General features: G+C 67.6%; 21 protein-coding genes. 7 read left to right on the top strand and 14 right to left on the bottom strand.

Going from position 1 to position 14,085, the window contains the following annotated elements; genetic code table 11:
* The first annotated feature begins 289 nt into the window (after nucleotides 1-289).
* Nucleotides 290-1,237: a ribosome biogenesis GTPase YlqF gene (gene ylqF / locus Q1W68_RS04675; RefSeq protein WP_300655750.1), complete on the top strand. Its 948-nt coding sequence runs from the start codon at nucleotides 290-292 to the stop codon at nucleotides 1,235-1,237.
* An 83-nt stretch (nucleotides 1,238-1,320) separates the two neighbouring features.
* A complete protein-coding gene (locus Q1W68_RS04680) occupies nucleotides 1,321-1,926 on the top strand; it encodes an NAD(P)H-dependent oxidoreductase (protein WP_300658403.1) in 606 nt (201 codons plus the stop codon).
* Nucleotides 1,927-1,948: 22 nt separating this feature from the next.
* On the opposite strand, the gene Q1W68_RS04685 is transcribed toward Q1W68_RS04680, so the two are convergent.
* The 8 genes from Q1W68_RS04685 to Q1W68_RS04720 form a co-directional block, all read right to left on the bottom strand.
* Complete coding sequence (locus tag Q1W68_RS04685) at nucleotides 1,949-2,803, bottom strand: VCBS repeat-containing protein (RefSeq protein WP_300651140.1); 855 nt, start codon at nucleotides 2,801-2,803, stop codon at nucleotides 1,949-1,951.
* Between the two features lie 68 nt (nucleotides 2,804-2,871).
* Nucleotides 2,872-3,414: a DUF4399 domain-containing protein gene (locus tag Q1W68_RS04690; protein WP_300715716.1), complete on the bottom strand. Its 543-nt coding sequence runs from the start codon at nucleotides 3,412-3,414 to the stop codon at nucleotides 2,872-2,874.
* Nucleotides 3,415-3,526: 112 nt separating this feature from the next.
* Nucleotides 3,527-3,808, bottom strand: coding sequence for a DUF427 domain-containing protein (locus tag Q1W68_RS04695; protein WP_300715717.1), 282 nt, complete (start codon nucleotides 3,806-3,808; stop codon nucleotides 3,527-3,529).
* A 7-nt stretch (nucleotides 3,809-3,815) separates the two neighbouring features.
* Nucleotides 3,816-3,956 carry a hypothetical protein gene (locus Q1W68_RS04700; RefSeq protein WP_300651131.1) on the bottom strand — a complete coding sequence of 47 codons (141 nt, stop codon included), beginning with the start codon at nucleotides 3,954-3,956 and terminating at the stop codon, nucleotides 3,816-3,818.
* 67 nt (nucleotides 3,957-4,023) lie between these two features.
* Nucleotides 4,024-4,632: a thioredoxin fold domain-containing protein gene (locus Q1W68_RS04705; RefSeq protein ID WP_300651128.1), complete on the bottom strand. Its 609-nt coding sequence runs from the start codon at nucleotides 4,630-4,632 to the stop codon at nucleotides 4,024-4,026.
* A gap of 20 nt (nucleotides 4,633-4,652) precedes the next feature.
* Complete coding sequence (locus Q1W68_RS04710) at nucleotides 4,653-5,129, bottom strand: RcnB family protein (protein ID WP_300651126.1); 477 nt, start codon at nucleotides 5,127-5,129, stop codon at nucleotides 4,653-4,655.
* 114 nt (nucleotides 5,130-5,243) lie between these two features.
* Nucleotides 5,244-5,720: a TerB family tellurite resistance protein gene (locus Q1W68_RS04715; RefSeq protein ID WP_300651124.1), complete on the bottom strand. Its 477-nt coding sequence runs from the start codon at nucleotides 5,718-5,720 to the stop codon at nucleotides 5,244-5,246.
* A gap of 34 nt (nucleotides 5,721-5,754) precedes the next feature.
* A complete protein-coding gene (locus Q1W68_RS04720) occupies nucleotides 5,755-6,399 on the bottom strand; it encodes a DUF938 domain-containing protein (protein WP_300715719.1) in 645 nt (214 codons plus the stop codon).
* 148 nt (nucleotides 6,400-6,547) lie between these two features.
* Between Q1W68_RS04720 and Q1W68_RS04725 the strand changes: the two genes are divergently transcribed.
* Together Q1W68_RS04725 and Q1W68_RS04730 are read left to right on the top strand one after the other, a co-directional pair.
* Complete coding sequence (locus tag Q1W68_RS04725) at nucleotides 6,548-7,612, top strand: Stealth CR1 domain-containing protein (RefSeq protein WP_300651121.1); 1,065 nt, start codon at nucleotides 6,548-6,550, stop codon at nucleotides 7,610-7,612.
* Entirely contained in the window at nucleotides 7,609-8,286 is a 678-nt protein-coding gene (locus Q1W68_RS04730) for an SOS response-associated peptidase family protein (RefSeq protein WP_300651117.1), read from the top strand. The genes Q1W68_RS04725 and Q1W68_RS04730 overlap by 4 nt, the downstream gene beginning before the upstream one ends.
* Here Q1W68_RS04730 and Q1W68_RS04735 read toward each other — a convergent pair.
* Both Q1W68_RS04735 and Q1W68_RS04740 read right to left on the bottom strand, forming a co-directional pair.
* Entirely contained in the window at nucleotides 8,261-8,665 is a 405-nt protein-coding gene (locus Q1W68_RS04735; RefSeq protein ID WP_300651115.1) for a hypothetical protein, read from the bottom strand. The two genes, Q1W68_RS04730 and Q1W68_RS04735, sit on opposite strands and share 26 nt — an antisense overlap.
* A 123-nt stretch (nucleotides 8,666-8,788) precedes the next feature.
* Nucleotides 8,789-10,054, bottom strand: coding sequence for a diguanylate cyclase (locus Q1W68_RS04740; protein ID WP_300715720.1), 1,266 nt, complete (start codon nucleotides 10,052-10,054; stop codon nucleotides 8,789-8,791).
* A gap of 119 nt (nucleotides 10,055-10,173) precedes the next feature.
* On the opposite strand from Q1W68_RS04740, the gene Q1W68_RS04745 reads away from it, so the two are divergent.
* Genes Q1W68_RS04745 through pcp form a run of 3 tightly spaced genes read left to right on the top strand, consistent with a single transcriptional unit; the run spans nucleotide 10,174 to nucleotide 12,185 of the window.
* Nucleotides 10,174-10,953: a tRNA-uridine aminocarboxypropyltransferase gene (locus Q1W68_RS04745; protein WP_300651110.1), complete on the top strand. Its 780-nt coding sequence runs from the start codon at nucleotides 10,174-10,176 to the stop codon at nucleotides 10,951-10,953.
* A 23-nt stretch (nucleotides 10,954-10,976) separates the two neighbouring features.
* The gene (locus tag Q1W68_RS04750; RefSeq protein ID WP_300651108.1) at nucleotides 10,977-11,525 is read left to right on the top strand and encodes an rRNA large subunit pseudouridine synthase E; all 549 of its coding nucleotides are present in this window, start codon (nucleotides 10,977-10,979) and stop codon (nucleotides 11,523-11,525) included.
* Between the two features lie 18 nt (nucleotides 11,526-11,543).
* Nucleotides 11,544-12,185, top strand: a complete 642-nt coding sequence (gene pcp, locus Q1W68_RS04755; RefSeq protein WP_300651106.1) for a pyroglutamyl-peptidase I — start codon at nucleotides 11,544-11,546, stop codon at nucleotides 12,183-12,185.
* Between the two features lie 13 nt (nucleotides 12,186-12,198).
* On the opposite strand, the gene Q1W68_RS04760 is transcribed toward pcp, so the two are convergent.
* The 4 genes from Q1W68_RS04760 to Q1W68_RS04775 form a co-directional block, all read right to left on the bottom strand.
* Nucleotides 12,199-12,525 (bottom strand): hypothetical protein, encoded by a 327-nt coding sequence (locus Q1W68_RS04760; RefSeq protein ID WP_300651104.1) that lies wholly within the window; start codon nucleotides 12,523-12,525, stop codon nucleotides 12,199-12,201.
* The gene (locus tag Q1W68_RS04765; RefSeq protein WP_300651102.1) at nucleotides 12,526-12,933 is read right to left on the bottom strand and encodes a hypothetical protein; all 408 of its coding nucleotides are present in this window, start codon (nucleotides 12,931-12,933) and stop codon (nucleotides 12,526-12,528) included.
* A complete protein-coding gene (locus Q1W68_RS04770) occupies nucleotides 12,917-13,534 on the bottom strand; it encodes a nucleotidyltransferase domain-containing protein (RefSeq protein WP_300651100.1) in 618 nt (205 codons plus the stop codon). The genes Q1W68_RS04765 and Q1W68_RS04770 overlap by 17 nt, the downstream gene beginning before the upstream one ends.
* 69 nt (nucleotides 13,535-13,603) lie before the next feature.
* Entirely contained in the window at nucleotides 13,604-14,080 is a 477-nt protein-coding gene (locus tag Q1W68_RS04775) for a pyridoxamine 5'-phosphate oxidase family protein (RefSeq protein WP_300715722.1), read from the bottom strand.
* Nucleotides 14,081-14,085 lie beyond the last annotated feature (5 nt).

Below are 14,085 nucleotides of genomic sequence, written 5' to 3' on the forward strand. Positions count from 1 at the left end.
TTCTCCATCTCCCACTGGTAGACGCCGCCACCCAGATCGGTGAGCTTCTCGACCTTGGGGAAATGGCTGACCGATTCGGGCACGTCGGAGAGCACCTCGAACACCTCGGCCGCCTTGGCCTTGACGTCGAATTCGTAGCCCAGATCGATTTTCACGGTGATGGCCATGGCGCTCCTCAAGGGGGTGTTGTGGTGGAAATTCATTGTAGGGACGGGCCTGCCCGGCGGCCCCCGGGAGTTACACCAAGGCACAATCCCCGCTCCCCACCTCTCTTCGAGACCGTTTTCCCATGAGCATCCAGTGGTTCCCCGGGCACATGCACCTCACGCGCAAGGCCATCACCGAGCGGGTGAAGGACATCGACGTCGTGATCGAGATGCTCGACGCACGCCTGCCGGGGTCCAGTGCCAACCCGCTGCTGGCCGAGCTCACGGCCGGTCGGCCCACGCTCAAGGTGGTCAACAAGCAGGACATGGCCGACCCCGAGCGCACCGCGCTCTGGCTCGCCCACTACAACGCCCAGCCCAACACCCGCGCCATCGCGCTCGACGCCAGCATCACCGCGCCGGCGCGCGCCATCATCGCCTCGTGCTTCGAACTCGCCCCTTTGCGCGGCGGCATGGTCAAGCCCATGCGGGTGCTGATCTGCGGCATCCCCAACGTGGGCAAAAGCACGCTGATCAACACCCTGCTGGGCAAACGCTCGGCCAAGACCGGCGACGAGGCCGGCATCACCCGCACCGAACAACGCCTGGTGCTGGCCGATGACTTTTACTTGTTTGACACCCCCGGCATGCTGTGGCCGCGCATCGTGGTGCCCGAGAGCGGCTACAACCTCGCGGCCAGCGGCGCCGTGGGCCGCAACGCCTACGACGACCAGGAGGTGGCGCTGGAGCTGCTGTCCAAGCTCAGGGTCGCCTACGGCGCGCAACTCGAAGCGCGCTACAAGCTCGGTTTGCCGCTGGACACCTTGGCCAGCCTCCCCGACGAGGAGGTGATGGCGGCCATCGCGCGCAAGCGCGGCGCCATCGGCACGGGTGGCAGCATCAACTGGCAAAAGGCCTCCGAGCTCCTGATCGCCGACTTTCGCAGCGGCGTGTTGGGTCGCATCACGCTGGAGACGCCCGAGCAGTTCCTGCAATGGCTCGCGGCCGGCCAGCAGGCCGATGCCGAGCGCCAGAACAAGAAAAAGGAACGCGCCAACAAGCCCAAGGTGCGCAAGCCCGACCGGCGCTGAAACTCCCGCGGGCTTGATCCGCGTCAAGGCGGGCGGTGCGCCCAGGCTTCAGGATGGAACGCCCCGTTCCGATGGAGCCCGCCATGACCCACCCCATCACCGCGTCCCGCCGCATCTTGCTGATTGAAGGCCATCCCGACCCGGGTGCCGAGCGCCTCAACCACGCACTGGTCAATGCCTACGCCGAGGGCGCCACCGCCGCCGGCCACGGGGTGCGGCGCATCGCCGTGGGCGCGCTCGACTTTCCGTTCCTCAAGACCGCAGAGGCCTGGCACCACGGCGCGCTGCCACCCTCGCTGCAGCCCGCGCAGGACGCCATCGCCTGGGCCGAACACGTGGTGATCTTTTTCCCGCTCTGGCTGGGTGACATGCCGGCGCTGCTCAAGGCCTTTCTGGAGCAGGTGGCGCGCCCGGGTTTTGCGGTCGGGCCCGAAGGGGCCAAACCGTTCGGGCACAAGCCGTTGAGCGGGCGTTCGGCGCGGGTGGTGGTCACCATGGGCATGCCGGCGCTGGCCTACCGCTGGTACTTCCGCGCGCACAGCGTCAAATCGCTGGAGCGCAACATCCTGGGCTTCGTGGGCTTTGCACCCATCCACGAAACCCTGATCGGTTCGGTGGAGGGCCTGGGCTCGGCGGGTGTGGCGCGCTGGCTGGGCAAGCTCGGGAAACTGGGCGCGCAGGCCGCCTGAACCCGGCGTCGCAGGGCCGTCGTCAAGGCCGCAAGGTGATCTTCAGGACGCGGCCATCAGCCAGCCAGGCACAGGCGCCGTCGGCTCTGGGCGTGAGCCGCTCCACCGTGCCGGGCAGGGGCTGGAGGTCGGCCAGCTCGTGCCACTGCCCGGGCGCTTCCCAGCGCAGGGCGTGCAACGCCTGGCGCGCCATGTCGGGCACGACGATGGTGGGTCGCAAGCCGGGCTGCTGCACGATCACCGCCAGTTGCTGTTCCAGCGCACCCATGCGGTGGTTGGACACGTCGAGCGCGCGGGCGAAAGGCACCAGCGCCGGGGGTTGCAGGTGGTGCAGCGTGAGCACACCGCCGATGTGGGGCGTGGTCACACTGGCCACATCGAGTCGGCCGTCACCGTCAAAGTCGGCAAAACCCACCGGGTTCAGCCAGCGAAAGGTCGAGCCGGCGTGGGGTCCCCGGGCGCGCTCCACGAGCGTGGCTTGCCCATCGCGCTGCGCCAGCCCCAGCACCACCAGGGCGGCACCCCGCAGCGCATCGGCTTCGATCAGCACGATCTCGTCCCGGCCGTCGCCATCGAGGTCCACGAGGCGGGGAACCCGGTCCTCGAACACGCGATGAACCGGCAAGGACAGGCCCACCTTCACCGAAGCGCCGCGGGGTGTTCGGGTCAACACGTGGACACTGCCGGCGTGCACCGGTGAGCCCAGTGCGCCGTGCGGATAGCGGCGCGTGGGCGAGCCCAGCCAGACCCAGGCGATGTCTTTCGAGCCAGCCACCGCCTGGCTGTCGGTCAGGCGACCGGACGCCTCGGTCGGTGCGGGTGGCGGTGTGGCTGGCGTTGCGCAGGTTGCGTCGGCGGGCTCCACCGACAAACCCATGGCCAAAGCCCATGCCGGAAACAGGCCGAGGACCAGCCCCAGACAGCACCGCCGGGAAAGGCCCCCGGTCACTTCACCGTGATGGTGATGCGCTCGCTGATCACCACCGGGTGGTGCGGGATGTGGTTCTGGTCGGCCACGATGAGTTGCAGCGTGTGGGTGCCGGGCTTGAGTTCCACGCTGGTCTCGGTCTGGCCCAGGCCGAAGTGGCGGTATTGGTCGTTGGCGGGCAGCGGGGCATTGGCATCGACCGCCGCCACGTCGATCAACAGGTGGTGGTGGCCGGTACCGGCCTTCTCCACACCCGCCGGCGCCACGCCCATGCCACTGAGGCCGAACACCACTTTCACCGGGTTGGTGACGGTGGCGCCGTTGCGCAGGTTGACGAAATAGACCTTGGCCTCGGGCGCAGCGACCACTTTCTTGTAGCCCGAACCCAGCGTGGGCGTGCTGGCCGTGATGCTGACCGGGGCGGTGGGTGCTGCCGTGGCCATCATGCCGCCGTGGTGCATGGCGTGCATCGCGGCGTGGTCGTGGCGGGCGCAGCCGGACAGAACGAGAAGGGCTGCGGCCGTCAGGCCGAGTGACGCGGTGCGCGGGGAAAAGGTCATGAGGTGTCTCCTGGGGTGGTTGTTGTGCCACGCAGGATACGCGTTGGGGCGGGCGCACGAGGCCAGTCGCCCAGTGCCGGCCGGGGTCATTGCGACCCCGGTGCACCCAGGTTCAGGGCGCGACCTTCACGCCTTTCCAGAAGGCCACACGGCCCCGGATCTCGTCGGCTTCCGGTTTGGGGTCCGGGTAGTACCAGGCCGCGTCGGTGTTGAGTTCACCGTTGACCAGCAGCGAGTAGTAGCTCGCCTGGCCCTTCCAGGGGCAGCTGGTGCGGTGGTTGCTGAAGGTCACGTGTTCGCGGTTGAGCGAACTCTCGGGAAAATAGTGGTTGCCTTCCAGCACCACCGTGTCGTCGCTCTCGGCGATCACGGCGCCGTTCCAGGTGGCCTTCATGCCAGGCTCACTTGTTCTTGTCCTTGCCGCGCGGCAGCACCGCCGTCACGGGCGGCATGGGCCGGTCGGACGTGGCCGGGCCCTTGGGCGCGGAGGTGTCTTTTTTGGGTTTTTTGGACAGTTTTTCGTTGCGCTGTTCTTTGCCCATGGGGGGTCTCCGTTTAACAGCCGCGAAGGCGGCTCGACTGCGCGATGGTAAGCCACAAAACCACGCTTCAAGGCTGTCCCAGGCCGAGGAAAGTGGCCAGGGCCTGGGTGTCGTTGGCGCCGGCCTGCATCACCACCTGGTTGCTTCGCTGGTGGCGCGCCACGATGTAAGGCACCGAGGCGGCGCCCAGGCGCTCCAGCAGCTCGGTGTTGGTCTTGATGGCGGCCAGCACGTCGGGCGCGATGTCGGCCGAGGCCGAGGTGCCGCCGCTGCCGGCCAGCAGCGAAGTCTCGTGCGCGGCCATGGCCTGCACCGGGTTGGTCGCGGTCATGATCGCCGCGCCCTGGGGTGCGCTCTTGGCGTTCATGATGGCCACCGGCAACCAGACGAACTTGACGCTGGTGTGCAACGGCAGGGACGCCTCCCACAGGCGCGCGCAGTGCGGGCATTGCGGGTCGAACAACACATACACGGCGTTGGCGCTGAGGATCTTGCCGGCGGCGAAACCCTTGCCTTGCGCAGCGAGCACGTCCATGGCCTGTGCCGCGTCGATCGGGGTTGTGCTGGCGGTCGCCGCGGGCGCACCGGCGGCCGGGGCGCTGGCCCCGTCTTTGGAGCAGGCGGACAGCAGGGCCAGCGATGCGAGCACGGGCAGGGCAAGGTGTCGAATGTTCATGGTCGGCCCAGCGCAATGGGTCAGTTGTTGAGGATCAGGTTGGCGATCAGGCCGGTGGCAATCGCGATCAGCACGTAGTCACCGCCCACCTGCACCCACTGGTGGCCCCGAGGAGGTGCATACAGGCGGTGCTGGTGATGGTTGACCACCACGTACTGGCGGCTGCGGTATTCCTGCGGAATGTAACGCCCGCGCTGGAACTGCGGGCCGCGCGCCTGGTAGTAACGCACCTGCGGGCCATGGCGGTATTCGTGGCGGTCGGCCCGGCGTTCCTGGCGGAAGTCACGGCGGTCTTCGCGGCGTTCCTGGCGGAACTCGCGGCGGTCGTCGCGGCGGTCTTCACGGAAGTCGCGGCGGTCATCGCGGCGATCGTCCACGCGCTGCAAGGTGGGCTTTTCGAAGCGCCCGCCGTTGGGGTTGCCTTGTGCGAAAGACAAGGAGCTGATGCCCAGCGTGGCGGCAGCGATCGCATACACAAAAAGGTTTCTGGATTTCATGGAGAACACTCCTGTGGGTTGGTGAGCTTTCATGTTGTGCCCTCCATGTATCTGCCGGGTAAATGCACGGCGCTGCACAGGCAAAGTTGCGCAGCCGCTTGTGGGGCGTTCGCGTCAGCCCTGGGCGGCGGCCTGGGCGTGCAGCTTGGCGGCGATGTATTCGCCGTGCGTCACGTGCAGCAATCCCGCCACCTTGCTGATCACGTGGTGCTCGTTGGCGTCGAGTTGGTTGTCGGCGAATGCCACTTCCCACATGGCTTCGACCACGCTGATTTTTTGCGCCTGGGTGAAGCGCTCGTTCATCAGGCCGGTGAAGCGCTGGTAGTCGTAGGCGGTGCGGGCCGTCTCGTGCGCCAGTTCCATCAGGCGTTCCAGCTCGTCGTCGCTCAGGTCGAACTTGCGCCGCAGCGCGGCGATCACCGCCTCACGCTCGCTGTCCTTGAGGTCGGGCTCGGCCCGCATCACCTCCACCAGCAGCACCGCCGTGGACAACTGCAGGGTGTGCGCCTGCTCGGCGGGCAGCTGGGCGCCAGCCGGTGCGGTGAGGCTGGCGGCGAGGTTGTCGAACAGGTCTTTGAGGTTTCGGAGCATGGGCTTGGATTCACAAGGAGGGCGTGGGTGGAGCTCAGGCCGGTGCCGATGGTTCCCGAGCCCACACCAGCAGCAGGTTGTTGGCGGGCATGGCGTGGCGCTCGCGCAGGTGCAAACCGGCCTGCCGTGCTTCGTGTGCCACATCGCTCAGCCGGCGGATGCCCCAGTCGGGGTGGGTGTTGCGCAGGCTCTCGTCGAACGCCAGGTTGCCGGGTGAAGTGGGTACGCCGTCTTCGATGTACGGACCGTAGGTGATGAGCACGCCGCCCGGTGCCATCACGCGCGCCGCGCCCCGCATGAGCCCCGCGCAGGCCGCCCAGGGGGCGATGTGCAGCATGTTGGCGCAATAGACCGCGTCGAAGGTGTTCCCAAACGCCTCGCCGAAGAGGTCGGCCTCGTCGGGCCACTGGTCCGAGGTCACGTCCAGCCGCAGGGGCGGCAGCACATTGGTCACACGCGCCTGCTCCGTCCAGGCGGCGATCGTGGCCATCGCACTGGCCTGCATGTCGGTGGGTTGCCACTGCCAGCCGGGCAGACCGGCGGCAAACCACGTGGCGTGCTGGCCAGTGCCCGATGCGATCTCCAGTGCCATGCCACGCTCGGGCAGCACCCGCTGGAGGGTTTCCAGGATCGGCTGCTTGTTGCGGTCGGCGGCTGGGCTGGCGGGCAGGGCGGTCATGCCTGCATTGTGGTCCAGCCCGGGCGCGATCCGGGCGACCCTGGGGGTTATCGTCGCGCGGCACCGGTTGGTGCGGTGCCGCGTGATAAATTGCGGGCACGTTCGGCGTGGGAGACCAGTGCCTCAGAGCCCTGTACCCGTTGCCGACATGTCCCACCACACCGCTTCCGCCGACCCCCGTGTCGATATCGTCTACCTCTGGGTGGACGGCAACGATCCCGCCTGGCGCGCCCGGCGCCACCAGGCGGCGCGGCAAGGCGGTGCCCTCGATCCCGGCGCCATGGCGCTGTACGGCAACGTGGAAGGGCGCTTTCGCGACAACGATGAACTGCGCTACAGCCTGCGTGCGCTGGAGCGCTACTTCCCCGACCATGGTCACGTGTACCTCGTCACCGACGGCCAGACGCCGGCGTGGCTGCGGCCTTCCAGCCGGCTCACGCTGGTCGATCACCGCGAGCTGATCCCCGCGAGCCAGTTGCCCACGTTCGATTCGGCCCACATCGAGTCGTACGTGCACCGCATCGCAGGCCTGTCGGAGCGCTTTTTCTATTTCAACGACGACGTGTTCTTTGGTGCGCCGGTGCAACTGGACGACTGGTTCTGGTCGGGCGGTGTGTGCGCCACCTGGTCGCACGACCCGGTTGTCGAAGGTACGGCGCTGCGTTCGGATGAGAACGCGCTGGAGAACGCCAGCCGGCTGTCGGCGCAATGGCTGGGCCGGCTGCCCCACTACCGGCACACCCCGCGCACGTTTGCCCACTCGCCACGGCCGCTGCTCAAGTCGTTGCTGCTGGCGGCCGAGGCGCAGGCACCCGAGCTGTTCGAGCGGGCCCGGTCCACCACGTTTCGCAACTGGGCCAGCCCCACGCTGGTGTCCGACTTCGTGTTGCGCCGGGCGCTGGCCCACGGGCATTTGCGCATGAGGGAGTGCGCGCACCTGCACGTGACCACCGGCTGTGACGACCAGGCGCAGCAGCTGGATGCCTTGATCGACGCCGCCGGCACGCTGGATTTCTTCTGCATCAACGACACCACCGATGACGCCCACGGCGCCGACCCCCGCCTGGCCAAGGTGCGCGCCGCGCTGCAGACCCTGTTTCCGCTCGCGTCGCGTTTTGAACTGGAGCAGCCCGGCCCAGCGCACAGCCCGGCGCACACGCACCGCCACCCCCGGCCGGCCGCGCGCCACCCATCGGCTAGCATGAAGCGATGAGCACCCAATACGAGAGCCTGCAGCTCGCCAGCCTGTACCCCGACGCTTTCAATGTGCCGGCACCCGAAAAGCCCGCCGGGCGCGATGTGTGGCCGCGCAAGCCCGGCGTGTTTGTCCGCCTGGTGGCGAGCGAGCCGGTGGCCGATGGCGTTGAGCCCGGCAAACCCGAACTGGAGCTCGTCACGGGTCAGTTCGGCCTCGTGCCCACCTGGGTCAAGTCGGCGTCGGACGCGAAGCTGCGCTCCACCAAGCTGGTCAATGCGCGCAGCGAAATCGTGACCACCTCGAACAACTTCCGAGACGCCTGGCTCGGTTCGCAGCGCTGCATCGTGCCGATGGTGTCGTTCCAGATCGACGACCTGCGCAACGGCAAGCCCGTGCCCACACGCATCACCCGCGTGGACGGCAAGCCCATGGGCGTGGCGGGCCTGTGGGAGCGCTGGCAGGGCGCGGGCGCCGAGGAAATCGTGAGCTTCTGCCTGCTCACGGTGAACGCCAACAGCCACGCACTGATGCACCGCTACGGGCAACCCGGCAGCGAAAAACGCATGCCGGCGATCTTGAATGAAGGCGCCTACAACGCCTGGCTCACCGCGCCTCAACCGGAGAAGGCGCGCGAGTTCATGCGCGCCTATTCGGCCGCGCTGCTCACGGCGAATCCGGTGCAGAAGTAGGGCTCTTCGGGCGCCGGGCGTGGGCAGCGGGTTTGCTGGCCTGGCGCTTGGGCAGGGTGAGCACCGGCGGCATGGGTTCGTGAAACCGGGAGTGCTGGCGCAACAGCATGGCGGCTTCAAAGCGCGTGCGCCGCTTGACCACCACATGCAGCAACAAGAGCGCCACGCCCACCGCCAGCGCCATCCAGGCCGGTGCCAGCAGGGCGCGTGAGGCCATCGTGAACCTCGGCTCGTCGGCCATGGCCAGGGACAGCATCCACAAACCACAGCCCGCGAGCAGGGAGCTCACCCCGTTGACCAGCAGCGGCTCGTGTTTGCGCCGCGCGGATTTGCGCGGTGCGGTGGGGGCCTCGTGCAGGCGGGCTCGTTTTTTTGACATGCCTGTGCATCGTGCCGCCAGGCGGCGGTAAAAGGCACCCTTTCCCGACGAAGGAGGCCCATCACCGGCTGACCGCGCAGCCCTGCGCAGGCGAAGAAACGCTTTGTTTTAACCCGACGCCGATCATGAGGACTTACGGTTGATACCCGGCGGTGGTGAGCTCATCAGCTCGCCCGGCGCGGTGTCGATGTCGTGCTGCGACAGTGGGCGCGAATCACTGGCTTCACCCACCTCGGCCAGGGCGCGGCGTTCGGCCTGGTTGATCACGTCCATGGGCGTCGCGCCCTCGGGATCGAGCGTGATCACACCCATGCCCAGCTCGGGCGTGAACGGCTGGAAGGTCTGGCGCACGTCCATCACCGACATCGGCATGGCCACGGTGGAACGCAGGCGTGTCAGGGCTTCCAGCGTGGCCTGGTTCAGCTGGTCGGCGGCGAGCACCACCACGAAGCACCGCGGGTGGTAAAGCCCCACCACACACCGGAAGCCCGCAGCGCGGCGAACGCGCGCGGCCAGGGTGGTCAGGATCTGGTGCTCCGCGCCCTGACCCGGGGCATCCGCCAGCTCGTACAGGTTGCTCACATGCAGGCACACCACCGTGCACACACCGCCACGCCGTGCCGTGCGCCAGAACACGTGTTCGACCTCGGCCAGCAGCGTGCCACCGGTGGGCAAGCCGGTGGCGGGCTCGGCGCCGGCTTCCAGGCGCGAGAGGCGCGCCAAGCGGCGGTTGTACCGGTTGCGCACCAGGCCCAGCACCGACGCGATGAGGAAGTACGCCAGCGTGAGCACGGCGGTGGCCAGCCACACGCCCAGGCCCAGTCCAGGCAAGCCCAGACCTTTCGCATAGAGCCCCACAGTGGCGGCCGCCAGGCACACCATGCCCAGGCCCATCCAGCGCGCCAGCGGGTCGCCGAGCTTTGCAGCGCGAACCACGGCGATCATGCCGAGCACCACCGGCACCAGGTTGGCGGTGGCCGCCAGCGCCAGCAACGCGTGAAAGTCCAGCGGGTCCACCTGCGAAGACACCGCGGCCAGCGCGAGCGCCACCAGCAGGATGGCCGTGCCGCCCAGCGCGGTGAGGTTGTGCACCAGCACGTCCTCGCGCACGCCACCGAGCCAGTTGCCCAGAAAGTACAGCGCCATGGCGCCCGCCAGCGGCCCCAGGCTGGCCTTGAGCACGATCATCAGTCGCGCCGGCAGATCCGGAAAAAACACCTCGGGCAGCCCCGTGATGACGACACAGCTCGCACCCGCGATCAGCACGAAGAGCAGGTTGCGCACCGACCCCACCGAGCGGCTGGCCAACGCATCGCCCAGCGCCACGGCCGACAAGGTCAACAGACCACCCAGCATGGCGGACCACACGGCAATTTCAGAAACAGGCATGCGGGGCATTGTGGTGGGCTCGGCGCAAAGCTTCTGAGACAAATGTCACGCAGGCAACGGCAGGGGTGCTTTTTCCGGCGGACGTGCAGCGCCGAGCGGCCAGCGCCTACAGTCCTCCCATGACCGTCGTGACAACCCAGCCGCCAGCCACCGAACCCCACCACGCGGTGCACCGCCTGCGCACACGCCGCCTGGCCGCCAGCGCCAAGCCGTTCGTGGCCCGCGGCTCGGGGGGTGGGCGCTGCGCCGACTGCCGCCTCGTGGTCAGCCACTGCGTGTGTGCCCTGCGGCCGCAGGCGACCACGCGCGCCGGCATGTGCCTCGTCATGGGCGACATCGAAGCGCTCAAGCCCAGCAACACCGGCTGGCTGGTGGCCGACGTGGTCAACGACACCTGGGCCTTCGGCTGGTCCCGCACAGCGGTGGACCCCGGCCTGCTCGCGTTGCTGGCCGATCCGCAGTGGCAGCCGGTGCTGGTGTTTCCCGGCGAGTTCGTCGAAGCCGGGCGCGTGGTGACCCAGCTGCCACCCCGGGCGTCGGGCGGCAAGAAGCCGCTCTTTGTGTTGCTCGACGGCACCTGGTCCGAAGCCCGCAAGATGTTTCGCAAGAGCCCCTACCTGGACCACCTGCCGGTGCTCAGCCTGCACCCCGAGGAAGTGTCCAACTACCGGCTGCGCCGCTCGGCGCGCGAGAGCCATTTCTGCACCTCGGAAGTGGCGGCGCTGTGCCTCGCGCTGGCCGGTGAAACCCACGCAGGCGAGAGCCTGGCGGCCTGGCTCGACGTTTTCACGGAGCACTACCTCAGCGCCAAACGCAGCGTCGTCCTCGATCGCGAGAGCGACGCGCACCAGCGGCTGCAAGCGCTGGCCGATCCGGGCCGCGCCGCCCCGTCGGTCTGAGGCCCGGTGCTAAGCTGCCCGCCATGCTTTTGGCACCCGCTTCCCGCTTGATCTGCTTCAACAAACCCTATGGCGTGCTGAGCCAGTTCACGCCCGAGGGGCGCTGGCGCGGCCTCAAGGACTTCATCGACATCCCGGGCGTGTACGTGGCCGGTCGGCTCGATGCCGACAGCGAAGGTCTGCTGCTGCTCACCAACGATGGCCAGCTGCAGGCCCGCATCAGCGACCCGCGCCACAAGATGGAAAAAACCTACTGGGTGCAGGTGGAAGGTGTGCCCGATGAAGCCGCACTCGCGGCGTTGCGCCAGGGCGTGCAACTCAACGACGGCCCCACGCGCCCCGCCCGAGCGCGCCTCATGCCCGAACCTTCCCCCTTGTGGGAACGCAACCCGCCGGTCCGCTTTCGCCAGTCCATCCCCACCAGCTGGCTGGAGCTGGTGATCAGCGAGGGGCGCAACCGCCAGGTGCGCCGCATGACCGCCGCTGTGGGCCACCCCACGCTGCGGCTCATCCGCGCGGCCATCGGGCCGCACGCGCTGGAGGGTCTGGCGCCCGGTGCGCTGCGCGGTTGAACACGGCAGACCAAACACATGGCCAACAAGATCCTGCTCACCGGGTTTGACGCCTTCGGCGGCGCCACGCTCAACCCCAGCTGGCTCGCCGTGCGCGCCCTGCACGACCGGCAGATCCTCGGCCACACGGTGGTGGCCGCGCAGCTGCCCACGGTGTTCGATGCTTCGTTGACTGCACTGAACGCGCTGCTGACGCAGCACCGGCCTGCGCTCGTCATCTGCGTGGGCCAGGCTGGTGGGCGCAGCGCAATCTCGCTGGAGCGCGTGGCCATCAACGTGAACGACGCGCCCATCGCCGACAACGCAGGCGGTCAACCGGTGGACACACCGGTGAAGCCCGGCGCCCCGGCGGCCTACTTCACCAGTCTGCCCATCAAGGCCATGCTGGCCGCGCTGCAAGCCGACGGCGTGGCCGCCGAGGTGTCGCAAACCGCCGGCACCTTCGTCTGCAACCACGTGTTTTACGGGCTCATGCACGCCCTGGCCACACGACGCGAACTGAAGCACACGCGCGGGGGGTTCATCCACGTGCCCTGGCTGCCCGAGCAAGGCACACCCGGCATGGCGCTGGACGACATCGTGCGCGGCCTGCGGCTCGCATTGCGCTGCGCCCTGCAGGTGGACAAAGACGCCGCGCTGGGCGCCGGTGCCACGAACTGAAGCCGCCGCAGCCTCAGGCCTGCCAGACCCCGAAGCCCGCCGAGCGCAGGTCGATGCCGATCTCGATCTCCTTCTCCACCGCGTCGTCGTACTGCATCGGGTTGAAGCCCTCGTACAGATCGGGCAGCAGCCGCAGCCCGTACTTCATCACATACGCATTCGACTGAATCCCCGCCTTGTGCTTGTCGAACCGCACGTCCGGGTCCAGCCCGGTCATGCCCACGTACACACAGGGCTTGCCGTCGATGTAGCCCGGGTTGTTCTTGCGAAAGCGCGGTTCCAGCAGCACGTCGTTGTGCAGCTCGATGACGTAGACGTGGTGGTTGGGGCGGCGGGCCATCTACGCGTTCAAGGCCTTTACAACCTGCTCTGCTGCCGTGATCAGATCGGTCACCAAGCGTTCGTCCACTTCCATCAACCCCTCGTACTCGCCGAGGTTGCGTTTGTTGTGGCAAAGGTCCAGCACGCGCCACACCGCTGGCCCCAAACCCAGCGTGTGAGGCAGCACCTGAAAGACGATGTAGCGATTACTCGCTCGGTAGCCTTTGCAGCGCAATGCCGCCAAGCAAAGGGCGTGGGCAGCGTTGTAGGCGAGGTCGAAACGACTTTCCAGCGCCAGCGAGACGTTGCGCGCATCGGCCAACCGTGCTTTTCCGGTGCGGATCAAGCCCGCTGTTTCGCTGTCATCCGGTGCCTCGGCTTTCAAGGCCTTGCCGGGACCGCTCAAGTTTTCAAGTGCTTGTGTCATGGGTCGGCTCCTCCTCGCCGATCAGCCATATCTTGGGCTGTTGCATCACACGTGTGACGAACGCATTGTCTTGGGCGACACGCCGCTCAAACTCCTCGGGGGTATAGATCGTGGGGTTCACCGTGCGCCCCAGCGTGTGGGCTGCGGCCTCCAATGCGCCAAACACTTCCCCGTAGCGCAGACTGGGACTCACGATCAACAGGTCCACGTCGCTTTGTGCCGTGTCTTGCTGGCTGGCCATGGAACCAAACACAAAAGCCCGTTGGATCGCCGGCGCCATGGGCGCCAGAGCGGCGCGCAACACATCGCCCAGCCCCATGGTCTTGAGCACCAGCCCTCGCAGCTCGGCAAATACCGGAGAAGCCGCGTTGGCCTGGTAGTGCTTCTGGTTGCCCTGTTTCCGCACGGTGATGAGGCCTGCGTCGCACAGCCCCGCTAGCTCGCGCTGTACTGCGCCCGTGCCGGATTGAGCCATCGCGATCAATTCATTGGCGTAAAAACTTCGGTCGGGCGTGCCAAACAGGACGGCCAATACCCGTTGCCGGACCTTGGGGAACAAGGCGTCGGCTGTGCCGGAGAGGAGCGGTGCGTTTGTATTCATACCCAAATTGGGTCCAATAATACCTTGTTTGGGGTTTATCGGTGCGGCAAAACATCCGGCCACACGAGCTCAGTCGCCGCTTAGAACAGCCCTCATGCGCTCACCCACCACCGACATCGCCCGCCCGAAGCCCGCCACCCAGCGCAGTGATTCGGGCTCAATGACGAACAGCGAAAAATCGCCAAACGAAAACAGCGGTTCGGCGTCGGGCAGTTTGGCCAGGTAGGCCTCGCGCGCCTGCGCGTGCCCGGCCGAGTCGGGTGGGTAGGGACGTGCTTGACCTTGCAGGCTGGCGCGGGGCAGGGCCAGCGGTGAATCGCCAACCGCCAGCGGCGCAGTGACCAGCAGCGCCACGGCGGGGTTGTGCAGCATGTCCTGCGTGTGGGTGGCGAGCTGGCTCACGTGAATGACGAAGCCCGTGCCATCGGGCAGCAGCGCGAACGGCACCATGGACACGGCGGGGGCGCCCTTGTGCAGCGTGGCCAGCGAGGCCACGGGCTGCGTGCGCAGCAAAGACATGAGTGCGGCGGATTCGGAAGCGTCCATGGGGC

Source organism: Hydrogenophaga sp. (genome assembly GCF_030158645.1).
Taxonomy (GTDB): Bacteria; Pseudomonadota; Gammaproteobacteria; order Burkholderiales; family Burkholderiaceae_C; genus Hydrogenophaga.